General features: G+C 71.3%; 21 protein-coding genes and 3 pseudogenes. 10 read left to right on the forward strand and 14 right to left on the reverse strand.

Annotation, left to right across the window (positions count from 1 at the left end; all coding sequences use genetic code 11):
- Positions 1–12: 12 nt before the first annotated feature.
- The gene (locus ACFC1X_RS17090; RefSeq protein WP_376354205.1) at positions 13–1047 is read right to left on the reverse strand and encodes a DUF6215 domain-containing protein; all 1035 of its coding nucleotides are present in this window, start codon (positions 1045–1047) and stop codon (positions 13–15) included.
- Positions 1048–1157: 110 nt separating this feature from the next.
- On the opposite strand from ACFC1X_RS17090, the pseudogene ACFC1X_RS17095 reads away from it, so the two are divergent.
- From ACFC1X_RS17095 to meaB, 6 genes and pseudogenes are all read left to right on the forward strand, one after another.
- Positions 1158–1343 (forward strand): annotated as a pseudogene (locus ACFC1X_RS17095) (hypothetical protein); the annotation flags it as partial.
- Between the two features lie 30 nt (positions 1344–1373).
- The gene (locus ACFC1X_RS17100; RefSeq protein ID WP_376354208.1) at positions 1374–2300 is read left to right on the forward strand and encodes a cobalamin-binding protein; all 927 of its coding nucleotides are present in this window, start codon (positions 1374–1376) and stop codon (positions 2298–2300) included.
- Positions 2301–2368: 68 nt separating this feature from the next.
- Complete coding sequence (locus ACFC1X_RS17105) at positions 2369–2860, forward strand: hypothetical protein (RefSeq protein ID WP_376354210.1); 492 nt, start codon at positions 2369–2371, stop codon at positions 2858–2860.
- A gap of 116 nt (positions 2861–2976) precedes the next feature.
- On the forward strand, positions 2977–4788 hold the full coding sequence (locus tag ACFC1X_RS17110; protein ID WP_376354213.1) for a methylmalonyl-CoA mutase family protein: 1812 nt from the start codon (positions 2977–2979) through the stop codon (positions 4786–4788).
- Positions 4788–6968, forward strand: coding sequence for a methylmalonyl-CoA mutase (scpA, locus tag ACFC1X_RS17115; protein ID WP_376354216.1), 2181 nt, complete (start codon positions 4788–4790; stop codon positions 6966–6968). The genes ACFC1X_RS17110 and scpA overlap by 1 nt, the downstream gene beginning before the upstream one ends.
- A 12-nt stretch (positions 6969–6980) precedes the next feature.
- Positions 6981–7994, forward strand: coding sequence for a methylmalonyl Co-A mutase-associated GTPase MeaB (gene meaB / locus ACFC1X_RS17120; RefSeq protein WP_376354219.1), 1014 nt, complete (start codon positions 6981–6983; stop codon positions 7992–7994).
- Positions 7995–8009: 15 nt separating this feature from the next.
- Here the strand turns inward: meaB and ACFC1X_RS17125 are convergent, their stop codons facing one another.
- On the reverse strand, positions 8010–9083 hold the full coding sequence (locus tag ACFC1X_RS17125; RefSeq protein WP_376354220.1) for an alpha/beta hydrolase family protein: 1074 nt from the start codon (positions 9081–9083) through the stop codon (positions 8010–8012).
- A 176-nt stretch (positions 9084–9259) separates the two neighbouring features.
- Positions 9260–9925 carry a TetR/AcrR family transcriptional regulator C-terminal domain-containing protein gene (locus ACFC1X_RS17130; protein ID WP_376354223.1) on the reverse strand — a complete coding sequence of 222 codons (666 nt, stop codon included), beginning with the start codon at positions 9923–9925 and terminating at the stop codon, positions 9260–9262.
- A 65-nt stretch (positions 9926–9990) separates the two neighbouring features.
- On the opposite strand from ACFC1X_RS17130, the gene ACFC1X_RS17135 reads away from it, so the two are divergent.
- A complete protein-coding gene (locus ACFC1X_RS17135) occupies positions 9991–11505 on the forward strand; it encodes a monooxygenase (protein WP_376354226.1) in 1515 nt (504 codons plus the stop codon).
- 12 nt (positions 11506–11517) lie between these two features.
- Here ACFC1X_RS17135 and ACFC1X_RS17140 read toward each other — a convergent pair whose 3' ends face one another.
- From ACFC1X_RS17140 to ACFC1X_RS17155, 4 genes are all read right to left on the reverse strand, one after another.
- The gene (locus ACFC1X_RS17140) at positions 11518–12252 is read right to left on the reverse strand and encodes a DUF2071 domain-containing protein (RefSeq protein ID WP_376354229.1); all 735 of its coding nucleotides are present in this window, start codon (positions 12250–12252) and stop codon (positions 11518–11520) included.
- 240 nt (positions 12253–12492) lie between these two features.
- Positions 12493–12744: a hypothetical protein gene (locus ACFC1X_RS17145; protein ID WP_376354231.1), complete on the reverse strand. Its 252-nt coding sequence runs from the start codon at positions 12742–12744 to the stop codon at positions 12493–12495.
- A 225-nt stretch (positions 12745–12969) separates the two neighbouring features.
- A complete protein-coding gene (locus tag ACFC1X_RS17150; protein WP_376354233.1) occupies positions 12970–14454 on the reverse strand; it encodes a pyridoxal phosphate-dependent decarboxylase family protein in 1485 nt (494 codons plus the stop codon).
- Positions 14455–14465: 11 nt separating this feature from the next.
- Complete coding sequence (locus tag ACFC1X_RS17155) at positions 14466–15902, reverse strand: amidase (protein WP_376354235.1); 1437 nt, start codon at positions 15900–15902, stop codon at positions 14466–14468.
- A gap of 64 nt (positions 15903–15966) precedes the next feature.
- Here ACFC1X_RS17155 and ACFC1X_RS17160 point away from each other — a divergent pair, with 64 nt between their 5' ends.
- Positions 15967–16626 (forward strand): TetR/AcrR family transcriptional regulator, encoded by a 660-nt coding sequence (locus ACFC1X_RS17160; RefSeq protein WP_376354237.1) that lies wholly within the window; start codon positions 15967–15969, stop codon positions 16624–16626.
- Between the two features lie 143 nt (positions 16627–16769).
- Here the strand turns inward: ACFC1X_RS17160 and ACFC1X_RS17165 are convergent, their stop codons facing one another.
- The 4 genes from ACFC1X_RS17165 to ACFC1X_RS17180 all read right to left on the reverse strand — a co-directional run bounded on the left by ACFC1X_RS17165 (position 16770) and on the right by ACFC1X_RS17180 (position 21417).
- Positions 16770–17897 carry an alpha/beta hydrolase gene (locus ACFC1X_RS17165; protein WP_376354240.1) on the reverse strand — a complete coding sequence of 376 codons (1128 nt, stop codon included), beginning with the start codon at positions 17895–17897 and terminating at the stop codon, positions 16770–16772.
- Positions 17898–18188: 291 nt separating this feature from the next.
- On the reverse strand, positions 18189–18902 hold the full coding sequence (locus tag ACFC1X_RS17170) for an SDR family NAD(P)-dependent oxidoreductase (RefSeq protein WP_376354243.1): 714 nt from the start codon (positions 18900–18902) through the stop codon (positions 18189–18191).
- Between the two features lie 66 nt (positions 18903–18968).
- Entirely contained in the window at positions 18969–19991 is a 1023-nt protein-coding gene (locus ACFC1X_RS17175; protein ID WP_376354246.1) for a zinc-dependent alcohol dehydrogenase family protein, read from the reverse strand.
- Positions 19992–20148: 157 nt separating this feature from the next.
- Positions 20149–21417, reverse strand: a complete 1269-nt coding sequence (locus ACFC1X_RS17180) for an MFS transporter (protein WP_376354248.1) — start codon at positions 21415–21417, stop codon at positions 20149–20151.
- A 137-nt stretch (positions 21418–21554) separates the two neighbouring features.
- On the opposite strand from ACFC1X_RS17180, the gene ACFC1X_RS17185 reads away from it, so the two are divergent.
- Positions 21555–22451, forward strand: coding sequence for a helix-turn-helix domain-containing protein (locus ACFC1X_RS17185; RefSeq protein ID WP_376354250.1), 897 nt, complete (start codon positions 21555–21557; stop codon positions 22449–22451).
- A 128-nt stretch (positions 22452–22579) separates the two neighbouring features.
- Here the strand turns inward: ACFC1X_RS17185 and ACFC1X_RS17190 are convergent.
- The 3 genes and pseudogenes from ACFC1X_RS17190 to ACFC1X_RS17200 form a co-directional block, all read right to left on the reverse strand.
- A pseudogene (locus ACFC1X_RS17190) lies at positions 22580–22933 on the reverse strand (transposase family protein); the annotation flags it as partial.
- Between the two features lie 423 nt (positions 22934–23356).
- Positions 23357–23707: pseudogene (locus ACFC1X_RS17195) on the reverse strand (winged helix DNA-binding domain-containing protein); the annotation flags it as partial.
- A gap of 209 nt (positions 23708–23916) precedes the next feature.
- Complete coding sequence (locus ACFC1X_RS17200) at positions 23917–24633, reverse strand: TetR/AcrR family transcriptional regulator C-terminal domain-containing protein (protein ID WP_376354252.1); 717 nt, start codon at positions 24631–24633, stop codon at positions 23917–23919.
- A 277-nt stretch (positions 24634–24910) separates the two neighbouring features.
- Here ACFC1X_RS17200 and ACFC1X_RS17205 point away from each other — a divergent pair, with 277 nt between their 5' ends.
- Complete coding sequence (locus ACFC1X_RS17205; RefSeq protein ID WP_376354255.1) at positions 24911–26395, forward strand: MFS transporter; 1485 nt, start codon at positions 24911–24913, stop codon at positions 26393–26395.
- The last annotated feature ends 21 nt before the right edge of the window (positions 26396–26416 follow it).

Here is a 26416-nt window from a genome sequence, read left to right on the forward strand (position 1 = left end):
GCCGACCGCCTCTCACACACTCCGTTCGGGGATCGTCGGCAGGATCTTCTCGGCGATGTCGAGGAGGGCGCTGTCGTCCGGGAGGGCTCCGGTCTTGCTCCACACGGTGATGTCGAAGTAGCCACCCCGGTCCTTCGCGTCGAAGGCCACGGACAGCGTTCTGGCCAGCGGGCCCTGCTCGACCGGCCCGCCGGATCCGCCGCTCCCGAGATTGATCTCGATCTTCATCGTGTGATCCGACGCGAGGACCGCGGGCCGGCCGAGGACCTCGAGCGTCTTGACGTCCGTCTCCTCCCCGTACTTCATCAGGTTCACGTACTGGGCGATGGACAGCTTGTTGTACGTGGCCGAGACGTTCACGGTGTAGGTGTCGAACTGGACCTCGGCCTCCGGCTGGGCGACCTTCCCGTCCGTCAGGGGCGCGGTGTTGCTCGTGCCGGACGCCACGGTGGCGGTCTCGGCGGGCGTTCCCAGGAGCTGGGCCAGGTCGGGCAGGTTGAGCGCCTTGCACAGCTCGTCGCCGGTCACCGCCTCGGGGTTCTTCGCGTAGGCGCTCGGCAGTTCCTCGCCCTCCCCGCTCGAACACGAGGCGGCCTGCGGCGTGCTGTCTTCGTCGGAGGGCTGCAGACGGGGGCCCAGCCACACCGCGGCCGCGAGCGCCGCGAACACGGCCACGGCAGCGATGGCCTGGGCCCACGCGTTGGGTTCCTTCTCCGGAGCGGCCGGGGCGGGACGCTGCGCTGCTGGAGCGTGAGTCTGCGGCTGCGGCTGCGGCTGCGACTGCGTCTGCGGCTGGACAGGGGCGGAGGACGCCGCCCCGTCCGTCGAGGCCGCCGGGCTCGGATTCCGGCGAGCGCGCAGGGCACGGACCACCGTTTGGACGCGCACCGCGGTGAACACCAGGAACACCACGCCGATCCCGGCCAACACCCATTCGTCGTCGCGGAGGGCGAGATGCATCAGGCGTACGCCGAAAACGGCCCCGACCACGATGAACAGAGGCTCGCGAACCCAGAAGGGCAGGAGCCGGAGGAGGAAACCGAGCATCCGGCAATCTCACCAGGACAAGATCGCATTGGCTGTGGTGGAAGCCACAGTTCCGGCTCGGACGGTTCAGTCGCTCCGGCCCAGGTCGACGACTCGGATGTTGTCGTGCTGCCTCCATCGACGGACTGCGTGCGGTGGCGGGCAGTGGCTGCACGGCCACGCCGCCCGTACCGGTCACCCCGGGAGCACCCCAATGGGTGAGCCAGGGCTCCTTCACCCCCCTCAACGGCAAGGCCAACAGCGGCACCGGCACGTGGAAGGTCGGCGACACGATCCCCCTGCGCTGGGGCGCCTGACCTCGTCGACCGCGACGTAGGGTCGCGGGCATGCGCATCGTCTCCCTGCTGCCCGCCGCGACCGACATCGTGGCCGTCCTCGGACTGACCGATCAGCTGGTTGGCCGCACGCACGAGTGCGACTGGCCGGCCCGGGAGGTGGCGCCGGTCCCCGTGGTGACCGGCGCCGACCTGGACCAGGACCGGCTCAGCAGCCGGGAGATCTCGGACGCGGTCGGCGGCTCGGCCCACACCGGGTCGTCGCTGTACACGCTCGACACCGAACGGCTGGCGGCGCTCCGTCCCGACGTGGTGCTCACCCAGGACCTGTGCGACGTGTGCGCCGTGTCGTACGAGAGGGTCAGCGGCACCGTCCGCCGTATCGACGCGGACACCCGCGTCCTCAGCCTGGAACCGCGGACCCTCGACGGCGTACTCGACTGCCTGGTCACCGTCGGCGAGTTGCTCGGCGTGCGCGAGCGCGCCGAGCGGGAACGGGCCGAGCTGACGGCCCGCCTGGACGCGGTCCGCGCTGCGGTCGCCGGGCGCGACCGGCCCCGGGTCGTGGCGATCGAGTGGCTCGACCCGCTGTGGCCCGCCGGGCACTGGGTGCCCGAGCAGATCACGGCGGCCGGCGGAGACCCGCTGCTGGCCGGTCCGGGCGAACACACCAAGCCGATGACGTGGGAGGCGGTACGCGCCGCACGGCCGGACGCCGTGCTGGTCCTGCCGTGCGGCTTCCCTCCCGAGCGCACCCTGCGGGAGACCGGTCTGCTCACCCGTCTCCCGGGCTGGCAGGACCTGCCCGCCGTACGGGCCGGGCAGGTCTGGGTCCTCGACGGCCCCGCCTACTTCAACCGGCCCGGACCCCGCGTGGTGCGCGGTGCGGAGGTGCTGGCCCACGTCCTGCACGGCGTACGGGCCGGGGCGGCGGTCACGGCGGCGGAGGCACGCCCGTTCCCCGGCAGAGCAGGCTAGGAACGCGGACGGCGCGGCCCCATTGACGCGGCACATCGCTGTGGGCGACCATCCCCGCCGGAGGGAAGATGACCGTCACCCACGCCGTCGCCACCACCGTCTACCCGGGTGAGCCGGCACTCGTGCTCGTCGAGGAGTTCGCCCACCTGAGGCGCCTCTCGGCCAAGGCTCACACCCCGCACCAAGTCGAAGCGCGGGTCGAAGAGGTGCGTGACCGCATCGTCCGGGACGCCACCGCACCCGGCTTCCTGGCCGTGACGGCACGCATCGGCAGTCGGCTGTGCGGCTTCGGCACGGCCGTCCGGTCGGCGGACCGCGCCATGCCGCATCCAGCGCTCGGCGTGCGGCGTTCCCGGGAGTGGCTGGCGGGAGGGGTGCAGGTCACCGACCTGACCGTGGCGCCCGATGCCCGGGACCGCACAACGCTTCCCTTCTTCCGCTGCCGCGGCTGGCGGCAGGCCGTTTTCCCGTCCGCCGACGTCGCCGCGGCCGGGCGTACACCGGTCGTCTTCCTCGCACCACGTCATCCGGCCCTCACCGACCTTCCCGCCGTGCCCTGATGAGGGTGGGAGTGAGCAGAGGTGCGCGTGAGCGGCTCATGTCACACACGCAGAGAGAACAAGGTCACAACGGCTCCCTCTGCTGCTCGTCTGCCAGCCTGACCTAACATCCGAGCATGACGCTCCTGCCTGACGACGGACTCGGTCTCGCCGCCGAGTTCCCTCACGCGACACACGACCAGTGGCAGCACCTGGTGGCGGGCGTGCTGCGCAAGTCGGGCAGGGAGGTGCCGGACGACGAGGCGGAGGACGCCCTGTCCACCGCGCTCGAGGACGGCCTGCGGGTACGCCCCCTGTACACCGCGCGCGACGCCGCCCCCGACCCCGGCCTGCCGGGCCTCGCGCCCTTCGTGCGCGGCGGCCGCGCCCAGGCCGGCCGCATCGGCGGCTGGGACGTGCGCCAGCGACACACCGTGGCCGACGGCGCGTCGGTCATGACCGACCTCGAGAACGGCGTCACCTCCCTGTGGCTGGTCGTCGGCGAGTCCGCCGGCATCCCGGTCACCGCGCTCGACCGCGCCCTCGACGGCGTCTACCTCGACCTCGCTCCCGTCGTCCTGGAGGCGGGCGACGCCTTCGAGCCTGCCGCGCGGGCCCTGTTGCGCCTGTACGAGGAGCGGGACGTCCCGGCGGACGCCGTACGGGGCAACCTCGGCGCCGATCCGCTGGGCCACGAGGCCCGTACCGGCAAGTCGTACGAGACTGCCCCCGTGGCCGAGCTGGCCCGGCTGTGCGCCGCACGCCACCCGAGACTGCGGGCCCTGACCGTGGACGCGCTGCCGTACCACGAGGCCGGCGGTTCGGCGGCTCAGGAACTGGGCTGCTCCCTGGCGACGGGTCTGGCCTATCTGCGCGACCTGACAGCGGCCGGACTGGACACCGCCCAGGCCCTGGCACAGCTGGAGTTCCGGTACGCCGCTACCGCCGACCAGTTCCTGACCATCGCCAAGCTGCGCGCCGCACGTCGACTGTGGGCGCGGGTGGCGGAGGTCTGCGGGGCGCCGCGGGAGGGCGCGCAGCTGCAGCACGCGGTGACCTCGCCGGTGATGATGACGCGCCGCGACCCGTGGGTGAACATGCTGCGCACCACGGTGGCCGCCCTCGCCGCCGGGACGGGCGGCGCCGACGCCGTGACCGTGCTGCCCTTCGACCACGCGCTCGGTCTGCCGGACGCGTTCGCGCGCCGTATCGCCCGCAACACCTCCACCATCCTGATCGAGGAGTCGCACCTGACCCGGGTGATCGACCCGGCGGGCGGTTCCTGGTACGTGGAACGGCTGACCGACGAACTGGCCCACGCCGCCTGGACGTTCTTCCAGGACATCGAGCGGGCCGGCGGGCAGGCGGCCGCCCTGCGCTCCGGCACGGTCGGCGAACGGCTGGCGGACACCTGGGCCGTGCGCAGCGCGAAGCTGGCGAAGCGGCGGGAGCCGGTCACCGGGGTCAGCGAGTTCCCGCATCTGGCCGAGAAGCCCGTCGTGCGCGAGCCCGCGCCCGAACCTCCGTCCGGGGGCCTGCCCCGGGTGCGGCGGGACGAGGCGTTCGAGGCGCTGCGCGCCCGTTCGGATGCCCACCTGGCCGCGACCGGCGCCCGGCCCCGTGTCCACCTGGCCGCGCTCGGCCCGGCCGCCGCCCACACCTCCCGGCTCACCTTCGCCGCCAACCTCTTCCAGGCCGGCGGCATCGAAACCGTCACCGAAGGGGACTTCGGTGGGAGCGGGGCGCGGGAGGTGTGCCTGTGCTCCAGCGACGCGCTGTACGGGGAGCAGGCCGAGTCCACCGCCGCCGCGTTGCGCAAGGAGGGCGCCGAGCACGTGTTCCTCGCGGGCCGTCCGGGGCCGTACACGGGCGTGGACACGTACGTCTTCGCAGGCTGCGACGCCGTCGCCGTGCTGTCCGCCACCCTCGACCGCATGGGAGTGTCCTGATGTCCATCCCCGACTTCTCGGCGATCGAGCTGGGGACTCCGACCGCCGACGCCGACGGCTTCGACGAGTGGCGCGCGGCCGTGAAGAAGGCCGCCGACGGCGACGACCTCCTCTGGGAGACGCCGGAGCAGATCACGGTCAAGCCGCTGTACACCGGGCAGGACCTGGAGGGTCTGGACTTCCTGGACACCTTCCCGGGCGTCGCCCCGTACCTGCGCGGCCCGTATCCGACGATGTACGTCAATCAGCCGTGGACGATCCGTCAGTACGCGGGGTTCTCCACGGCCGAGGAGTCCAACGCGTTCTACCGCCGCAACCTGGCGGCAGGGCAGAAGGGCCTGTCGGTCGCCTTCGACCTGCCCACCCACCGCGGCTACGACAGTGACCACCCGCGGGTGACCGGTGACGTCGGCATGGCGGGCGTGGCGATCGACTCGATCTACGACATGCGGCAACTCTTCGACGGCATCCCGCTGGACAAGATGACCGTGTCGATGACGATGAACGGCGCCGTGCTGCCGGTGCTCGCGCTGTACATCGTGGCGGCGGAGGAACAGGGCGTGCCGCCCGAGAAGTTGGCCGGGACCATCCAGAACGACATCCTCAAGGAGTTCATGGTCCGCAACACCTACATCTACCCGCCGAAGCCGTCGATGCGGATCATCTCCGACATCTTCGCGTACACGTCCCAGCGGATGCCCCGCTACAACTCCATCTCCATCTCCGGCTACCACATCCAGGAGGCCGGCGCGACGGCCGACCTGGAGCTGGCGTACACCCTCGCCGACGGCGTGGAGTACATCCGGGCGGGCCGGGAGGCGGGCCTGGACGTGGACGCCTTCGCGCCGCGGCTGTCGTTCTTCTGGGCGATCGGCATGAACTTCTTCATGGAGATCGCCAAGCTGCGCGCCGCCCGGCTGCTGTGGGCCAAGCTGGTCAAGCAGTTCGACCCGCAGAACGTCAAGTCGCTGTCCCTGCGTACGCATTCGCAGACCTCCGGCTGGTCGCTGACCGCGCAGGACGTGTTCAACAACGTCACGCGCACCTGCGTGGAGGCGATGGCCGCCACCCAGGGCCACACCCAGTCGCTGCACACCAACGCCCTCGACGAGGCGCTCGCGCTGCCCACCGACTTCTCCGCGCGCATCGCCCGCAACACCCAGCTGCTGCTCCAGCAGGAGTCCGGCACGACCCGCGTGATCGACCCGTGGGGCGGCAGCGCCTACGTGGAGAAGCTGACGTACGACCTCGCGCGCCGCGCCTGGCAGCACATCCAGGAGGTCGAGAAGGCGGGCGGCATGGCGCAGGCCATCGACGCGGGCATCCCCAAGCTGCGGGTGGAGGAGGCCGCCGCCCGCACCCAGGCGCGGATCGACTCCGGGCGGCAGCCGGTGATCGGCGTGAACAAGTACCGGGTGGACTCGGACGAGCAGATCGAGGTGCTCAAGGTCGACAACTCCTCGGTGCGCGACCGGCAGATCGCCAAGCTGCGGCGGCTGCGCGAGGAGCGGGACGAGATCGCGTGCCGGGACGCGCTGGACGCGCTGACCCGGGCGGCCGGCGGCGAGGGCAACCTGCTGGAGCTGGCGGTGCGCGCGGCTCGCGCGAAGGCCACCGTGGGGGAGATCAGCGACGCCCTGGAGAAGGTGTACGGGCGGCACGCGGGTCAGATCCGTACGATCTCCGGTGTGTACCGCAACGAGACGGGCGAGTCGCCGGCCGTGGAGCGCACCCGGGCGGTGGTGGACGCCTTCGCCGAGGCCGAGGGGCGCCGGCCGCGCATCCTGGTCGCCAAGATGGGCCAGGACGGCCACGACCGTGGCCAGAAGGTCATCGCCACCGCCTTCGCCGACCTCGGCTTCGACGTGGACGTCGGCCCGCTGTTCCAGACCCCGGCCGAGGTGGCCCGCCAGGCGGTCGAGGCGGACGTGCACATCGTCGGGGTGTCGTCCCTGGCCGCCGGGCACCTCACCCTCGTCCCGGCGCTGCGCGAGGCGCTCGCCGAGGAGGGGCGGGAGGACATCATGGTCGTCGTGGGCGGGGTAATCCCGCCGCAGGACGTGCCGACCCTGCTGGAGATGGGCGCGGCGGCCGTGTTCCCGCCCGGCACGGTGATCCCGGACGCGGCCCGTGACCTGGTGGGACGGCTGGCGGCCGGTCTCGGCCACGGCGAGCTGTGAGCCGGTGACGTGATGGCCCTCGAACTCGACGCGTACGTCAAGGGCGTCCTGGACGGCAAGCGCGCGGTCGTCGCCCGTGCGATCACCCTCGTCGAGTCCACCCGCCCCCAACACCGGTCGCTCGCACAGCAGTTGCTGACCGAGCTGCTGCCGCACAGCGGCACGGCCCGGCGGATCGGGATCAGCGGCGTGCCGGGCGTGGGCAAGTCGACGTTCATCGACACCTTCGGCACGATGCTGACCGGGCTCGGCCACCGGGTCGCCGTCCTGGCCGTCGACCCGTCCTCGAGCCGGACCGGCGGATCGATCCTCGGCGACAAGACCAGGATGGAACGCCTGGCCGTCGACCCGGCGGCGTTCGTCCGCCCCTCCCCCACCGCGGGGACGCTCGGCGGCGTCGCGAAGGCGACCCGCGAGTCGATCGTGGTGATGGAGGCCGCCGGCTACGACGTGGTGCTGGTGGAGACCGTCGGCGTCGGCCAGTCCGAGACGGCCGTCGCCGACATGGTCGACTCCTTCCTGTTGCTCACCCTGGCCCGCACCGGCGACCAGTTGCAGGGCATCAAGAAGGGCGTGCTGGAGCTCGCGGACGTGATCGCCGTCAACAAGGCGGACGGCCCGCACGAACGCGACGCCCGCACGGCCGCGCGTGAACTGGCGGGCGCCCTGCGGCTCATGCACGGCAAGGACGCCTTCTGGACGCCGCCGGTGCTCAGTTGCAGCGCGCGCGAGTCGACCGCCCTCGACACCGTCTGGGAGCGTCTGGAACAGCACCGCACGCTACATGACTCCACCGGCCGCCTCGCCGCCAAGCGCCGCACCCAGCAGGTCGACTGGGTCTGGACCATGGTCCGCGACGAACTGCTGGGCCGGCTGCACGCCGACCCGGCCGTCCGGTCTCTCGCTCCGCGGCTCGAACAGCAGGTGAGGGAGGGCGGAGTGACGGCGACCCTGGCCGCGGAACGCATCCTGGACGCCTTCACGAATGACACAGCCGTCCCTGGACCACCCGCCTCCCCTCAGTGACCGTCCCCCTGTGGCTCAGTGCCTGACCGGTTCGACCACGCGGGTCGTTGACTTCACGCCGGGGAGGGGCTGCCTGCCCGTGAGCAGGTGCTCGCCCCTTGGATTGCCGTTGAGGTGCTTCTCGAAGAACGCCGTGGCGTACGGGGTGAAGGCGTCCTGCTGAGTCGTAGGGGCGAGTCCGCGTTTCGGGCAGGTGCTGTCGTCCTCGCCCAGTGGGGCAGGGGGGCTCCATTGGGTGTTGAAGAAATTGTGGTTACCGTCGTGCAGCGAGACGGAGTAGGCCGGTGCGGAGGAGTGTCCCTCGGCGTCGTCGAGGTACTGCTGCCCCGCTTCGCCCACCGCGCCGTCGCAGCCGGAGGTGACCACAGCCACGGGGGTGTCCGTGACCAGGGTGTCGCTGTTGTCCCCCTCCGGGTCGTCGAACTTCACGGGTGCGAGGGCCAGGACGGCGGCAACGCGGACACCGTCGGGTACCTCGTTCCGGTGCTTGGCGGATGCCTGCCACATCACGCCCTTGCCGCCCCGCGAGTGCCCCACGGTTCCGACGCGCCGCATGTCCACATGGCTGCTCAACGCGGGCAGGCGATGGGCCAGAACACCCTGGCCCCGGGACAACTGCTGCCACAGGCGCAGGTGTTCGTTGATCAGTCGGGCGCGGTCCCCGTAGTCGAAGGACGTCATGTTGATGGCGCCCGCGCTGAGCGAGACGACGATGAAGCCGCGTTGTGCGAGTGCCTGCCCGACGTAGTCGTAGCCGCGGTGGCTGGGGTAGGGCGTGCCTCTCTCGCACGGCCACTGTTGAGCGTCGGGATCGGTGCACCCGTACCACGACCCGTGAGAGAGAACCACCAGTGGCAGCTTTCCACGCACGGTGCTCGGGCGGTGCACCACCGCGCGTATCTCACTGACGGTGCCGGTGGTGGGGTCCCTGAAGGCCTCGTCGCCCAGGTCGTAGGTCTCGGTGACGACGCCCACTCGGCCGTTGACGATCGCGGTGGACGCGGGGGCGGCCTCCGTCCCGGCCGACGCTGCCGCAGACGCGCTCGCAGCCGTCGGACAGGCGCCCACCAGAAGAGCGGCGGCGAGCACCCAGCGCGCAGTTCTCCCGGTTCCTGAACCTGCACCTGTGCCTGTGCCTGTGCCGACGAGCCGACGTAATGTCATCGTGGTCCCTTCTCCCGATGTCCAGAGCCGGGCCGGAGGTCTGGTGAACTCCGCAGAGCGCCGATCCTTGCCGGGATAGAGGCAACGACGACCGGATCGGTTCACCGCCGGACGGCACGCAGTCCGTCCAGGAGCAGTCGCAGTCCGAACTCGAAGTGTGCCGTGAAGTCCGTACTGGTGAGCACCGGCAGGGTGGCAGCGAGGTGCGGATACGTCTCTGTCACCACCGCCTCGCGCAGGACACCCGCATCGGTGGGCCCGCCGTCCCCGGGCCGGAGGGCGGCCTGTTCCTCCAGGGTGTGTCCGACGGTGAAGTTGGTCACCGCGTAGAGCGCCCGCGCGGCTTCGACGTCGCCGAAGCCCGCCTCGCGCAGCTCGCCGACGAAGCTGTCGGCGAAGCCCAGGGTGTTCGGGCCGGTCGAGTGAGTACCGGCGAAGACGCGTGCGCCGTCGCGATGGGCGAGCAGGGCCGTGCGCAGCGCGCGGGCGAGGCGCGCCGCTCTCTCGTTCCAGTCGCCGTCCCCCGTCGGCCCGGCGGCGTCGGCGACGCCGTCGACCATGCGCTCGGCCATCGCGGTGAGCAGGTCCTGCTTGGTCGCGAAGTAGCGGTACAGCGCACCGGCCCGGACGCCCATCGCATCGGCGAGCCGGCGCATGGTCAGCGCGTCGAGACCGGACTCGTTCAGCAGGTCGAGGGCGGTATGGACGGTGCGGGCCTGGTCGAGCCGGGCGGGCCGGCCTCTGGTCGGGCTTGACGGGGAGCTCATGCACCTCACTATAGTGAACATCGTTCACGTGAACACCGTTCACTAAATATGGGAGGAGATCTCCGATGAACACCGATGTGATCGTCGTGGGCGCGGGCCCGACCGGGCTGATGCTCGCCTGCGAGCTGGCACTGGCGGGCGTACGGACCCGGATCGTGGAGCGCCGCACCGAACCGCAGCGCGATTCGCGGGCGCTGAGCCTGCACCCGCGCAGCGTGGAACTGCTGGACCAGCGGGGCCTGCTCGACCGGTTCCTCCCGCTCGGCCGGACCGTGCCGGGCTGGCACTTCGCCGGACTGCGGACACCACTGGACTTCCGCGCTCTCGACTCCCGGCACAACTACACCCTCTTCCTGGCCCAGGCACGCACCGAGGCGATCCTGGAGGAGCGGGCGCGCGAGCTGGGTGTGGCGATCAGCCGGGGATACAAGGCCCTCGGCGTGAGCCAGGACGGCGACGGGGTCGAGTTGGAAGTGCACGGTCCAGGGGGCGGCACCGAGACCGTGCGCGCCCGGTACGCGGTCGGGTGCGACGGCGGCCGTAGCCTCGTACGGCAGGCCGCGGGGATCGACTTCCCCGGGACCGACGAAACGCTGACCGGGGTGCTCGGGGACGTCGCGGTCATCGACCCACGGCCCAGCGCCCTCGATGCCGCACGGGCCCGTGGCGTGCTCGTCGTGCCGCTGGAGGGAGGGCTCACCCGGATCGTCTACCTGGATCCGGAGCGGATGCGGGTGCCGGCCGGGGAGCCCGTGACCCTGGAGGAGTTCCGTGCGTCGCTCACCCGGATCACCGGATCCGACTGCGGGGTCGCCGAGCCCCGCTGGCTGTCGCGCTTCGGCAATGCCACCCGGCTCGCGGACAGCTACCGTTCGGGACGCGTCCTGCTGGCGGGAGACGCCGCCCACATCCACTTCCCCGCGGCGGGCCAGGGCCTCAACACCGGTCTCCAGGACGCCATGAACCTCGGCTGGAAACTGGCGGCCGTCATCAACGGCTGGGCGCCACCGGGGCTGCTCGACAGCTACGACGCGGAGCGCCGGCCGGTCGGCCAGTCGGTCACCGAGAACACCGAGGTCCAGACTCTGCTGGCGGAGCTGACACTCGTCGAGCAGTACCAGCGCCCGGCCGCGGCCCTGCGCAAACTCCTCGACCAGCTGCTGGGCATGGCGGAGGTCAACCGCCGGCTCGCCGATCAGGTCTCCGCGCTCGGCACCGGATATCCACCGGTGACCCCGGGCGCCGATCCGCTGGTGGGGCGGCGCATGCCCGACATCGGGCTGACCGCCGCCGGTTCGCAGGCGACGCGGGTCTACGAACTGCTCCCCCCGGGCCGCTTCGTGCTGCTGTCGCTGACCGGTGACCCGGCCCTTCGGGAGGCGGTCGAGGCCGGCTGGGGCTCGCGGGTCACGGCCGTCACCGTCACCCGGCACGACGAGCACGCGGACCTCGACGGGGTGAACGAGGTTCTCGTACGCCCCGACGGTCACGTTGCGTGGGCCACCCGCACCACCGACGCCGACGCGCGCAGAGACGAGCGTGTTGACGCGCTGACCGCCTGGGCGGGTAGGTCTTCCTGAACTCACCGCAGTTCAGATCGGATCGTGCTCTTCGCCCTCAAAGCGAAACCTCACGAGCGGTACCCGGAAAGCGAAGGGTTCGGCCTCGCCGATGATTGCCCTGGCCGTAGAAGAAACAACCGGCCCGGTGAGCGCTATGCAGGCATCAAGAGGGATGCCCAGGGAAATCTCCTGCCGGGTCACCCGCCCGTACCACGGCTGCACCGACAGCGCACGGTCCTGAGGCACGCAGTAGGCCAGCATCTGCTCATAGTTGGAGAAGGCGCAGCGCCAGGGGCCGTCCGTTGGCCACTCCGACAGTGGGGAGAGTTGGGCTTCGGCGCCCGGCGCGGAGCCGCGTCCTGGATCCAGCAGAAGATCGATCCGGCCGCCCTCCGAAACGAGGAGCGAAGCCCGCTCGAGAACGTGCATGGGCAGCGCCTCGGCACTCATGCGGGCGCCGATGGCGTGCAGCGTGCGATCGATGGCGGTGCTGAGGAAATAGACGCCCGACGCACCTGTGCGACGGTGCCGCACGTAAACGCGCCAGTTGCTCTGCAGCGGCGAGGGCAGCAGTCGCCGCCATCGGCCGAGCAGCGCCGGTCCCAGGTGCCCATGGCGGTAGCTCAGGAAGGTCAGCATGGCCTGGTCACCGGCCTCACCGACGCGCTGCAGCTCCAGGCCGGGCGGGATCAGTGGCGCGATGCGGTGAGCGTCGACCACGTAGTTGACGTAGACGACGTCCGTGATGTCGCTGACGAAGGCCACCGGTGGAAGGGGCTCGCACAGTCTCCTCAGCAGTCGGCTGTTGGCCACCCAGTTCAGCGGCGCGGCGAGCCGGCCTCCTGGGTGGACCCACGGCGCGTACCGTCCATACCTGGTCGGCCGACGAGTGCGACGAAGCACACGCTCAGCAAGCCAGGCCGCCAAGCCGGCCGGCAAGGCCAGACCGAGCGCGGTGAGGAGTGCGGGCATTCGACCCCCTAACCCATGCGTTGGCGCGACGGGTCACCGGCCGTTCAGGAAGAACTTCGCCGGGACAAAGACCTCGTGGCCGGTTGGGAAGCGGACGCGTACCCCGGAGTCCGTCCACGTGGTGGATTCAACTCCGCCCGCGCCCAGATCGGCGTCGAGACCCACCCTGTGCCCGTACGACAGCCCGGGGTCCCTGCCGATCACCAGCTCGTAGGAATGTCGCCCGGACAGGCTGTGCTCATGCACCAGCCCCAGATAGTGAGGCGATGCGTCTTCGTAGGTCACCGACGAGGGTGCCCTGTTGCGGTACGTCACCTCGGACCGGGGCCACCACAGGGCCGTCATGAACAGAGCGGTCAGTACAACGCCCGCGACAGCGCCCCGCAGCGTCGGGCCGAGAGCGGCAAGGCGGCGAGGCCGCGCAGGCCGGCCGGACAGGCGAGCTGGGCGTGTATCGATGGCTGCTCCTTGATCGCGGATGAAGACGGACGGGTATACGGGTCACGCTCGCTAGAGATGATGCACATCCGGGACGTATGGTTCGCCACCGGCGGAGCGGGTTGGGACGTACAGCCCGTCCAGGAAGGCCAGTAGGAGTTGTTCCCGCAGTGCGGGCGTGGCCGCGTTCAAGAGGTGGTTGACGGTGGCCATGCGTTGCGGCAGTCGTCCGTCACCGCCGAGGTCGGCACCGGCCAGGAGCGCGGTGTACGCGTCCGGCGTGAGGGTGCTCGGATCGAGGCCGGCGACGAGAGCGAGGGTCTCGGCGTCCGGGGTTGCCGGGCCGGCCTGCAGGGCGGCCTCCATCGCCTCGGCGAGACACCTTCGGAAGTCGGTGAGGCTGTCGAGGGTCGCTCCGTGCAGCGAGATGTGGAGATTCGCCGGAGAGGACGCGTAGCGGAACTGCGGCTGGGTGAACCAGCCGCGGCTCTTCAACTCGTCGGCGAGCACGAAGATGTCGAGTTCGGGATCGGTGCTGACGAAGGCGGCCATGTTGCCGATGGGGTCGCCGAGCACCTTGAGGCGGGGTGTCGACCGCAGGTGGTCGATGACCTGCCGGGACGCGGTGCGGGTGCGTCGCGCGATGTCGAGGTAGCCCTCGTGGCCGAGGTAACGCAGCACGGCCCAGGCGGCACCGGTGGCACCGGCCGAACGGCTGCTCTGGACGGTGGTGTTGATGATCGTGTAGCCGGACCAGCGCGAACAGGCGAAGTGGGCGTGGCGCCGCAGTTCCGCGTCGCGGAAGAGGACGACGGACGCCCCCTTCGGGGTGTAGCCGTACTTGTGAAGGTCGGCGGACATGGAGGTGACTCCGGGCACGGAGAAGTCGAACGGCGGTATGTCGTCACCGAGTTCGCGAAAGAACGGCAGGATGAACGCGCCCACGCAGGCGTCCACATGGCACAGCACGCCTCGGGAGGCCGCCGTCGCGGCGATGTCCGCCACGGGGTCGAGCACCCCGTGGCCGTAGGAGAAGGCCGAGGCGACGACCAGGACGGTCCGCTCGTCCATCGCGGCGGCCATGGCCACGGGGTCGGCCGTGAAGGTGTCGGGGGCGACGGGCACGCTCACGGCGTCCAGCCCCAGGTACTGGGCGGCCTTGTAGAACGCCGCGTGAGCGGTCTCCGGCAGCACGATCGACGGCGTGGAGACGTCCGGCCGGCTGTCGCGTGCGGCGCGGACGGCGAGCATGATGGACTCGGTTCCGCCGGTGGTGAAGATCCCGCGGGCGTCCACACCGGCGTTGAGCAGGTCGGCTGTTGCTCCCACCACCTCGTTCTCCAGGACGGGGGTGCTCGGGAAGGCGTCCGGATAGAGCGCGTTGTTGGCCAGCAGCCGGCTGAAGGCGGTGGATCCCAGCTCGACCAGGTCGGGGTCACCGGAGTTGTAGGCGTAGGCCATCGCGTGTCCGTCGGTCACCCGCAGGTCGTGGACGCGGCTGGCCTCGAGGGCCTCCAGGACGCGGGCTGACGGCTGGCCGTGGGACGTCAGGCTCATGGGAGCTCCATTCACAGAGAGCGTCGGCGGGTGCCGACGCCGGTTCGGGAGAGGGCGAACGGGTAGCGGTGGCGCCAGGGCCGTGCCAGTTCCAGGCGACGGGCCAGCCTCAGCAGCAGCCCTTCGGCTCCGGGGCGCCCGATGAGCTGGATGCCGACCGGCAGGCCGTTCGGGCCCTCGCCCGCGGGGACGCTCACCGCCGGCAGGCCCGCGAGGTTCGCCGGCAGGGCGAAGGGCTCTGATCCCACGTGACTGATGTCGACACCGTCCACCTCGGTCGGGGCGGGACCGTCCGCGGGCCACGCCTCACCCACCGCCATCGGTGTGGCCAGGACGTCCACCTGCCCGAAGACCGAGCGCAGCGCGTCGGCGACGCCGGCGCGCTCCTGCCGTGCGCCGGCCAGGTCCGCCGCGGTGAAGCCGTCTGCCGCCTCGAGGGCCAGGCGTGTCAGCGGAGCCAGCGCCCGCGACCTCCGCGGCCACACTCCCCGGCGAGCGAGGTGGTCCTTGAGGAACGCCAGGTGGGTGACCAGGAAGACCGGGTAGGGGTTCGGCAGTCCGACTGCCAGGTCCACCTCGTCGAGCGCCGCGTCCTCAACCAGGACGCGGTACGCCTCGTGGACCACGTCGGTGACGGCCCTCCCGCACCGGGCGTAGCCCAGATCCGGCGACCACGCGATCCGCACGCCGGCCGGCAATGGTTCGTCGAGCCGTGGCAGTACGGGCTGACATGCCCCCTGGGCCAGCACGTCGAGCAGCAGCGCCGCGTCGGCGACCTCGCGGGCAAGTGGGAACGCCGAGTTCAGGGAGTCCCCGTCCTCGCCGGGCAGGAGAGCCTGGGTGGGCAGCAGTCCGACCAGACCGCACAGTGACGCCGGCGTGCGCAAGGAGCCCCCGGAATCGGTCGCCGTCGCGAACGGCACGAGCCCGGCTGCCACCGCGGCTGCCGATCCCCCGCTGCTGCCGCCCGGCGAGCGGGCCGTGTCCCAGGGGCTGCGCGTCACCCCGTTCGCCGGAGTGGCGGTGACGCTGTCCAGGCCGAACTCGGCGGTGGTGGTCTTGCCCACCGGTACCGCCCCCGCGGCGAGCAGACGCGCCACCCACACCGAACTCGCCCGCTCCGGCCCGGCATCGGCGCAAGCCAGTGAGCCGAACCCGGTCGGCGCCCCCGCCAGGGCCTGGAGGTCCTTCACCGCGAAGGGGACGCCTGCGAGCGGACCGGGGTCCCTCCCCGCGGCGACGGCCTCGTCGATCCTCAGTGCCGCGGCGCGAGCCTGTTCCGGCGTGTGGAGCGCGAAGGCGTTGATCGAGGGTGAGGAATCCAAGGAGTCCGCGGAGGCCGAGGAGAGCGACCGCACGACCTCCTCCGCCACCGCACGGGCCGACAGCGCCCCTGCCCGAACAGCGGAGGCGAGCTCGATGGCGGACCGCGAACCTGGAGATGGCATGGCGGGGACACTAAGATGCACTAACGCTGTTGTCAACAGCGTTAGTGCACGTAGGATGGAGCCCATGCCATCGACCAAACAGCCCCGCCGACGCCTGACCCGGGCTGAGATCCTCCAGGCGGCAGTGACCATCGCGGACCGTGTCGGGCTGGAGTCCCTCACCATGCGGACCCTGGCGACGGAGATCCGGTCCGACCCGACCGCGGTCTACCGGCACTTCCGTGACAAGCAGGAGTTGCTCGCCGCCCTGGTCGACCATGTCCTCGGCGACCTGAGGTACCCGTCGGGCACACAGGACTGGCGGGCGATCGCCCGGGAACTGGCCCTCTCCCTGCGCGACCTGCTGCGCACCCATCCCGGCGTGGCCATGCTGATCGCAAGCGGCCCGCCCACCCCGGGCAGCGTGGCGGCCACGGCCAAGGCGCTGCACCTCCTGGACGCCGCCGGCATGCCCCCCGAACTGGCCGTGCGCGCCCACCGTTCGGTGATCAGCTACGTGGTGGGGTGGGTACTGATCGAGCAGAACTCCGGCGCCCAGCAGGGCTCGTCACACTTCGCCTCGGCACTGCTCCTCGCCCAGCAGCACCCCGGCACGGACCCCACGGCCGTGGCCCGGGCGACCGCCCCGGACCGTTCGGCACCGGGCGAGTTCGAGTTCGGCCTCGACGCCTTCCTCGACGGGCTCAACACCCACCTGCCGGCCGAGGTCCGCGCACCGTCGTAAGAACGCGCGCCTCCCGCCGTCTCCTTGACCTGGCGGTCAGCAGCCGCACCGGCACCTGCCGAATGGCGTTGCCACCGGCGGGTCCACCTTCGATACATGTCCCGACCGTTCCCGGGAGTCCGCTTCTGCTGGAGCACTTCCGGTCAGGCGAGGTTCTTGGTGAAGAACTCGTCGAGCCTGTCGAAGGGGATGCGGTCCTTGCGGTCGTACAGGTCGACGTGGTCGGCGCCCGGGACGATCACGAGGTCGACGGTGTCGGGGGCCTTCGCCTGGACGTCCTCGGAGTAGCAGCGGGAGTGCGCGTTCGCGCCGGCCACCAGGAGGGCCTTGCGGGGCGCCAGCATGTCGATGTTCGCCATCAGCGGGAAGGCGAAGAACGACATCGGTGTGGTCCCGGTCCACGCGGTGGTGGAGTTGATCGAGCGCGGGTGGTAGCCGCGCTCGGTGCGGTAGTAGTCGAAGAAGATCTTCGTGATCGGGTCGGCGTCCGCCGGGAGGGTCTCGGGCAGGACGCGGTTCGAGGGGGCGACGTTGCCGTTCTCGTCGAAGGGGACCTCGTGGGAGAGCCGTGCGTAGGTGCCGTTCTCGGCGTCGATCCAGCGCTGTCGGCTGAGGTGGTCCACGACCTTCTGGCGCTGCTCAGGCGTGTAGTAGTCCTCGTGACCGCGGGACATGCTGCGCGACATGTCGTACATCGAGGCCGCGGCGACCGCCTTGATACGGCTGTCCGCAGCCGCAGCGGTGAGCGCCATACCGCTCAGGCCGCAGATGGCCTGCGCGCCGATCCGCTCGCGGTCGACGATCTTCTGCAGGCCGAGGAAGTCGACGGCGGCGCTGTAGTCCTCGGTGCAGACGTCGGGCGAGGCCACGTCGCGCACCGTGCCGCCGCTCTCCCCGGTGAAGGAGGGGTCGAAGGCGAGGGCGACGTAGCCGCGGCGGGCGAACTCGTTGGCGTAGAGCCCCGAGGACTGCTCCTTGACGGCGCCGAACGGGCCGCTGACCGCCAGGGCGGGCAGCTTGCCCCTGGCGCGCTTCGGCACGTAGAGGTCCGCGGCGACGTCGATGCCGTAGCGGTTCCTGAACCGCACCGAGGCCCGCTTGACCTTCTTGTCCAGCGCGAAGGTGTGGCCGCTCCTGGCACTGGCCTTGCCCTGTCCCGCGGCGCCCGCGGCGCGGCCGGTGTCCGCACCGAAGGAGGGCAGAGCGGTGAAGGAGGCGGCGGTGGCGGCGCCGGTTGCGGCGATCAGTCCGAGCGCTGTGCGACGTTCCATCGAGTGGACCTCATATTCGATCGGGGGAGGAAGGGCGCGACCGTCAGCCGTGTCGTGGCCGAGGCGCGATTCCAATGAACCGCTTCTGCGCCAGGCGTGGCAGGTCGGGTTTATGGGGGTACAAGCTCGACCCCTCACCCCGCGGGGTGAGGGGTCATAGCGTGGAGGCTCGCGCACTGGCACCTCCCGGACACCTGCGCCGCGTCAATCCCCCGCGTTCGCAAAGGCATTGGTCATGCGGCCTGGCTCTGGTGACCGGTGCGGCCAGGCGCGCCGGCCCAGGCGTTGCGGTCAGTCGAGGCGAACCCCCGTGCACTCCTGCAGGGCGTGCAGGAGCCGGTCCTGGAACTCGCGACTGCGCGTGGCGGGGTGCGGGTCCTGGGTGCGCTGGTGGTACCAGTACCCGCCGGTGGGCGGCGTGATGGCGTCGTGGGTGGCCAGCCGGACCTGGGTCTGGTGGCCGGCGACCAGGTCATCGGTCGCGCCAGGGCCGCCCATCCGGGTGGGCACCCAGCCGGGATCGACGATGTGGGCGGCCGTCCCCTCCCAGCGGGAGGCGACGGCCATGGCCAGGGTGGTCACCCACAGCTTGCTGTCCCTGTAGGAGGCCGTGCCGTCGGTCAACCGCGCAAGCCCGGTGGAGCCGCCCCGATGCATGGAGCTGCTCAGGTAGATGAGCCGGGACGGCTTGTCCATCAGGGCTGTCAGCAGGTAGGGCGCGATCGTGTTGACGGTGACCGCTTCGGGGGTGTGCATGGTGCCGGCGTTGTGGATGACCGCGTCGAAGCGGCCGAATGCGGCGGCCTGCCGGGCGAGGCCGGGAACCTCGGCGGTCTCGGCGAGGTTCCCGGTCACCACGCCCGCCCAGCGGCCCTCTCCCGCGGGCGCGGCGACCCGCGCCGGGGTGCGGGCGTGGACGACGACGTCGTGCCCGTCCCCCGCCAGCGCGGTCGCCGTCGCGTGGCCGAGCCCGCTGGAGGCTCCCGTCACCAAGATCAGGGCCATGTCGTTGGATTCTCCGTCCGTACGTGGGGAGGGGGGAGGACGCGAGCGGGGCTGCCGGCCCGGTCCTCAGAGGGTGAGCAGGACCTTGGTGGCGCGGCGCTCGTCCATCGCCTTGTAGCCCTCGGGGGCCTGCTCCAGGGGGAGGGTGAGGTCGAAGACCTTGCCGGGATCGATCTTCTTGTCCCAGATGAGCTGGATCAGCTCGGGCAGGAAGCGGCGCACGGGGGCGGGCCCGCCGAGGGTGTGGATGCCGGCGAAGAACAGCTCGATACCGGGAATCCGGACGTCGTGGTTGACGCCCACGTAGCCCAGGTGTCCGCCGCCACGCGTGGCTCCGACGGCCTGCATGAACGACTCCTGCGTGCCGACCGCCTCGATCACCGAGTGCGCGCCGAGGCCGCCGGTCATTTCCTTGATCTTGGCAACGCCTTCCTCGCCGCGCTCTTCCACGATGTCGGTCGCCCCGTAGTAGCGGGCCAGCTTCTGCCGCTCGGGGTGGCGTGACATGGCGATGATCCGCTCCGCGCCGAGTTCCTTGGCGGCCAGGACCGCCATCAGGCCGACCGCGCCGTCGCCGACGACCGCGACGGTCTTGCCGGGCCCGGCCTCGGCGGCGACGGCCGCGTACCAGCCGGTGCCCAGCACGTCGGAGGCGGCCAGCAGGGCGGGGATCAGCTCCGGGTCGGGCCGGCCGGGGGTGGCCACCAGGGTGCCGTCGGCCAGCGGGATCCGGGCCTTCTCGGCCTGGGTGCCGATGCCCGCGTGGACGAACTCGGCGTGCACGCACTTGGACTGGAACCCGGCCTGGCAGATCTCGCAGGTGTTGTCGGAGATGACGAACGACCCGACCACGAAGTCCCCGGGCTTGACGGTCTTGACCTGGGAACCGACCTCCTCGACCACGCCCACGTACTCATGTCCCATGAGCGTGTGGTCGGCGGGTTCGACGCCGCGGTACGGCCACAGGTCGGAGCCGCAGATACAGGTGGCGGTCAGCTTCACGGTGGCGTCGGTGGGCTCGACGATCCTGGGGTCCTCACGGTCCTCCACCCGGACGTCGCCGGCCGTGTACAGCACTACTCCGCGCATGTGCGCATCTCCTTCGATCTCGTGTGACGGCGCCTGGGCGCCTGGGTTCAGAAAGGCACGGCAGCCTCGCCGCTTCATGCCGTCCTGGGGCTGTGGTGCGGCGAGCCCACCGGGACGGTGTAACCGCCCCGGCGGGCTCGGCGGGGCACCAGGGGTTTCATCGCGGCCGGGCTGTCGGCCAGTCGAGCGACGGTGTCCGGCGGCGGCATCGGGCACGGGCGACGATGATCGTGGGGAACAGGGTCAGGGCGGCGACGGCCGCGCCGACCGTGGCGGGTCCGGCAGCACCGAGCGGCAGGACCAGAGCGCGCCCGGCGACCCAGGAGCCGGCTGCGGTCCCGGGGTTGAACGCGGCGACCGTCAACGCGGATCCCAGGGTGGGGGCCCGGCCCGCGAAGCGGACGGCGAGGGAGATCAGCACCGGGGTGGCCACGAACCCGAAGAACCCGAGCAGGACGACCAGCGCGACCGATGCCGCGGCAGAGCCGGGCAGCAGGCCGAGCGCCAGCAGGGTGAGCGCGGTCGCGGCCGCGGCCGCGACGGTTGTCGCATGCGGGCGCAGGTCCCCCAGGCGTCCTCCGAGCAGGAAGCCGGCCAGGGCGCCGCCGCCGAATCCCACGAGCACCAGCGGCACCAGACCGGGGGCGATACCCGCCCGGTCGGTCAGCAGCGGCGCGATGTAGGTGTACGTCCCCAGCACCGCGGCGTGGGTGGTGACGCAGGCCGCCAGTACCAGCCAGACCCGGCCGGAGCGCAGTGCGGACAGCTCGCTTCGGACCGACACCGCGTCACCGTGGCCCCGCGTCCTGTTCGGCACCCAGCGCGCGATCGCCACCATGGCGGCCGCAGCGAGGACCGCCAGGGCCCAGAACGGTCCGCGCCAGCCCACCAACTGACCGGCGAAGGCCCCCAACGGCACGCCGACGACGTTGGCGAGCATGGCGCCGGAACCGACCACGCCCACGGCCCGGGAACTCGCGGCCGGCCCCGCGGCGCGCGTGGCCACCACATTGGCCACCGCCCAGAACGCCCCGGTCGCCAGCGCGGTCACCAACCGTGCCGCCAGCAGCAAACCGAAGCCGGAGCCCAGCGCGGCCACCAGATGCCCGACAGCGAACAGGCCCAGCGCCAGCACCAGGGTCCACCGAGCGGGCAGCCGCAGCGTCAGCATCGCCATCACCGGCGCGCCGACGATCATGCCGAGGGCGAAGACGGTGATCAGCAGTCCTGCCTGGGCCACGCTCACCTGCAGGTCGCCCGCGATCTGCGGAAGCAGGCCCGCCACCATGAACTCGCTCGTGCCCATCAGGAACGTGCCCAGGGCCAGCACAAGGACGACAAGCGGGAGCCGCGAGGGCGAGCCCTCCGGGTCGTTGACCCGCAGGTCGCCGGCGGGACGCGAAGGTGCTGCTCGGGTGGTGCTCACTTCCTGGGTCTCCACAAGGATCGACATCGGGCTGCCGATCCCACGCAACCGGTTCTGTCACGCGCGAGGAAGGTCGTATCTATGGGGGGTACAGACTCAGCCTCCCTCCGCGCCGGACCGCGCCTACCGTGGAAGGCATGGACTCCCGCCCCGACAACCGCTCCGACATCCGGGACTTCCTGGCCGGCCGACGCGCCCGGATCACCCCCACGGAGGCCGGCCTGCCCACCCACGGCCGGCGCAGGGTCCCGGGACTGCGGCGCGAGGAAGTCGCCGTCCTCGCCGGCGTGAGCACCGAGTGGTACACACGGCTGGAGAAAGGCCACATCAACGGCGTGTCCGAAGACGTCCTGGACGCCGTCGCCCACGCCCTGCACCTGGACGAGGACGAACGCACCTACCTGTTCGACCTGGCCAAGGCCGCCCAGCCCGCCAGCCGCGCGCCGCGCCGCCGCAAGGCCCACGACATCCCGGCCCGCGTCCAGTGGCTGCTCGACTCCGTGACCCTGTCCGCGGCGTTCGTCACCAACGGCCGCCTGGACATCGTGGCCTCCAACGCCCTCGCCCGGGCCCTCTTCGCCCCCGTCTACGCCAGCGAGACCGTGGACGACCGCGGCCGCCCCAACTTCGCCCGCTACTACTTCCTCGACGCCAGCTCCCGCCACTTCGTCGACGACTGGGAGGAGGCCGCCGACATCACCGCCGCCCTGCTGCGCGCCGAAGCCGGCCGGTATCCGGGCGACAGGGCGCTGCGCGAACTCATCGGGGAGCTGTCCACCGTCAGCGCCGACTTCCGTACCCGATGGGCCGCCCACACCGTGCGCATCCACCATGGCGGCGTCAAGCACTTCCAGCACCCCGACGCCGGGCCCCTGAAACTCACCTACCAGCCCCTGGACCTGCCCCTCTCCGCCACCCAGGCGCACGCCCTGACCATCTACACCGCCGAGCCGGGCACAGGCGACGAAGACCGGCTCAAACTCCTGGCCAGCTGGGCCGCCACCCCGGCTGAGCCCCAGCGCCCTCCGGGCTGACCGCACCGGGCGCACTGCCCGATTTCGTCGCCGGGGCAAGTGCGCGCGGATGCATCCGGCTCGGTCAGGGACGGCACGGGGCCGAGCCTCGGACAGCCGCCGAGGCCGACTGCCCGGGGTCAGGGCTTGCGGTCGCGGACCGGGACGAGGGTGCCGTCCACGATCCACAGCCGCTCGACTGCGTCCTGGGAGGTGCGCGCCGGCTCGAGCGCGAGCAACGGGCCGAGGCGCTGGATCACCCGGCACACGGTCGCCGGTGAGACGCCGAACAGCGGGGCGAGCTGCCGCATGGTGAGGTTCGTGTGGTAATACACCGCCATAAGCAGCACCCACTCGGCCAGCGGCAGCCGCCACGGACGACCCCAGCCGCAGCCCTCGCCACCCCGTTCCCGGACCGCCCTCAACAGCCGACCGAACTGATCCACCCGCAACCCGGTGAACGTCTCCACCCACACCCGCTCGGCCCTCAACACCCCAGCCATACAACAGGCAGGTCGGAGCGGGTGCAGCTACCTGGGTACCGGCATCGACGACCCCGCCACCGGCCTGACGCCCATCGGCGCACGCGAGTACGACCAAACCAACGGCCGCTTGGTTTTGCCGTCATCCATGAGGACTTCGGTGGCGGCCAGGAAGCATTTGCACCCCGAAGCGTCACTCGACGGATCGGTTCTTTCCTGCGGGACCACCTGGGAATCAGCGATCAGTATCCCTGCGCCCGCTGGTGCAGCCCGCTCGCGCCCGCCAACTGACCAACTTCCGCAAAGCCCCACACCCTGGCCTGGGTCTCCATTCTTCGACGTCAGGGAAGACGAGCGAGGCTGTCGGGACTGATGGCGGGACCGCAGGGTCGCCCGGCTGGTCACCATTAGGTCGACCATCCACACCCACACCCACACCGCCGACGATTCGCGCAGCTGCTTCGGGGTGCGCGGCTCGGTCTCGACCAGCTCGCGGGCGAGGGCGGTGAGCCGGTCAAGGTCGGAGTTTGCCACTCGAGCGTCACGCTAGAAACCTTCAAGCCAGCGACGCGCCGCAGCGATTTCCCACCGGTCGCGAAGCCGTCGAGGCGGGCGGCGAGCGCGTAGTACGGCGGTTTGGTGTTCTGCGCCTGGAGCCCGACGAGGTGCGCGCGACGGCGTCCTCGGCGGACAGCGGGGCGCGGTGCAGCAGCAACTGCCGGGCGAGTGTGCCGCGGTTGAGGACACGGGTGCCGAGCACGGGGCGGATGCCTTCGCGGGTGCGTTGGGCGTCATGTGCCGTACGGTAGCGGGGGATGCGGACGGTTTCCGTCCTCAATCGGACCGACCGCGCCACGCGGTGCCACCCCACCGCCGGAGGCCACGCCGCCGGCCGTCGCCCCGCGGCGCCCCCGCCCCCGTCATCGGCCTCGCCACCCCCGCCGCGCCAACGCCCCGACACCGGCAGTCCCCGCGCGGACGCGCCCCGCGCCCCCGCCCCCCGCTCAGCGGCGCGTCTGGGTTGCGATGCCGGCGAGCAGCAGCTCCAGTCCGACCGCGAAGTTGGTGTCCCAGTCGACGTCGGAGATGTAGTCGTTCGCGGCGACCGTCGGGTGGGTGTCGCGCCTGCTTTCCAGGTACTCCCGGCCGAGGCGAGCCTCCTCCGCGGAGAGCTGGAGGCTGGACTGGGTGGCCGTGGCTCCCATGACGTGGTTGTACAGCGCCCACGTCGCCGCGTTGAGCCGCTTGCCGGTCAGCCCGGCGCGCACCAGCGCGGACTGCAGGAACTCCATCCAGTCCAGAAAGTTCGGGCCCATCAGGGGCCGCTGCCGGGCGGGCAGAGTGGCCGCCCAGGGGTGGCGCAGCATCGCCTGCCGCCAGTTTCCGGCCAGGGTGGCGATGTCGTCCCTGGGATCCTCGGCGTGGCGGTCCGGGACCCCGGTCTCACCGAAGATCGCGTCGACGGCCAGGTCGATCACGTCCCCCTTGGTGGAGACGTGCCAGTACAGGGTCGTCGCCCCGACCTGGAGCCGCTCGGCCAGACGGCGCATGGTGAGCCGCTCCATACCCTCCTCGTCCAGCAGGGCGACGGCGGCCCGGACGATGCGTTCCCGGGTGAGCGGCGGCTCCCCCTTCCTGCCGCGCGAGGCCCGGAGCCAGACGTTGGCCACTCCCGCGCCGGACCGGCCCTCCGTGCGCTCTTTGTCCGCTATGACGTCCACCTCCGCATGCCCGCGCCCGCCTCCCATGGGGCTTGACGCGTCCCTGAATCCGTGCCGGTCGAGTCTTGCACGTCCCGCGCGCCGGTCCCGCGGCCACCCGGGAGCGCCGCGTCACGCACAACGACCACGCGCACCAACTTCCTCTCGGATAAGGCCAGTTGGCGCCTTGCGCACACATCGGCGAACGCCACCGCGGGCGCACCGGTGCCCCGAGTTGTAGTAGGGTCATTCACCACTAGACCAACGTTCGAGTATCCCGACCATAGTGCGAGTAGTCGTGACAGACATCAAGCAGGACGTCCCCACTCCCCCCGTTCGGACCGGAAAGCGCTGGTGGACGCTTCCGGTCGTGAGCCTGGCCCAGTTGATGGTCGTGCTGGACGCGACCATCGTGAACATCGCTCTGCCCTCCGCCCAGCAAAGCCTCGTGATGTCCGATGCCGACCGGCACTGGGTGATCACCGCCTACGCCCTCGCGTTCGGCGGCCTCCTCCTGGTGGGCGGGCGGGTGTGCGGCGCGCTGGGCCACCGGCGGGCCTTCACCATCGGCCTGATCGGCTTCGCGCTGGCCTCCGCGCTCGGCGGCGCGGCGAACGACGCGGCGACGCTGTTCGCCGCCCGCGCCGGGCAGGGCGTCTTCGCGGCGCTGCTGGCACCGGCGGCGCTGTCCCTGCTGATCCTGACCTTCACCGACGATCGGGAGCGCGGAAAGGCCTTCGGCGTCTTCGCCGGCGTCGGCGCGGGCGGAGCGGCCCTTGGCGTGGTGGCCGGCGGGCTGCTCACCGAGTACGCCAACTGGCGCTGGTGCCTCTACATCAACATCCCGATGTCCCTGATCGCCCTGGCCGGCGTCCCGCTGATCACGCGGGACCGTCCGACCGGCAACCTCCGCAACCTCGACCTCCCCGGCGTGCTGCTGAGCGCAGCGGGCCTGGTTTCCCTGGTCTACGGCTTCACCCAGGCGGAGCCGCGCGGCTGGGGCGACCCGAGGGTGCTCGCCCTGCTGGTCGGCGGACTGCTGCTGCTGGCGCTGTTCGTAGTGGTGGAGGCCAGGTCGGCGCATCCGCTGCTGCCGCTGCGGATCCTCGTGCACCGGGTGCGGGGCACGGCCTTCGTGTCCGTGTGCCTGATGTTCATCGCGATGTTCGGCTTCTACCTCTTCGTGAGCTACTACACGCAGACGATCCTCGGCTACTCCCCCGTCAAGGCGGGCATGACCCTGCTGGTCAACGCCGTGAGCACCACCGTCGGCGCGATGCTCATCGCCGGGAAGCTGCACCGGCGCGTCGCACAGAGCGTCCTGATCGCGGGCAGTCTGCTGTCCTCCGCCGCCGGCATGCTGATCCTCACCCAGCTGGAGGCGGACAGCACCCAGGTGTTCTGGGTCTATCTGACCCCCTCCATGATCCTCACCGGCCTCGGCCTGGGCTGTCTGCTGGCGTCGGCGACCAACATGGCGACCGTCCAGCTCGACCCGGCCGACGCCGGCGTCGCCTCGGCGGCGTACAACACCGTGCAGCAGGTGGGCGCCGCGTTCGGCACCGCGCTGCTCAACTCCATCGCGACCAGCGTCACCGCGTCATATCTGCGGGACCACGGCCGAGGGCGGGACGAAGTCGCCGCCGGGACGGTGCACGGCTACACCGTGGCGCTCTGGGTGGCCTTCGCCGTCCTGGTGGCCGGTGCGCTGGTCGTCGTCCTGCTGTCGCGGGGCGGGGGACGGACTCCCCGACCGGAAGGGATGGCCGAAGCGACCAGCTAGACCGTCACGCCGCAGGAGGAG

This window comes from Streptomyces sp. NPDC056128 (assembly GCF_042263835.1).
Taxonomy (GTDB): Bacteria; Actinomycetota; Actinomycetes; order Streptomycetales; family Streptomycetaceae; genus Streptomyces.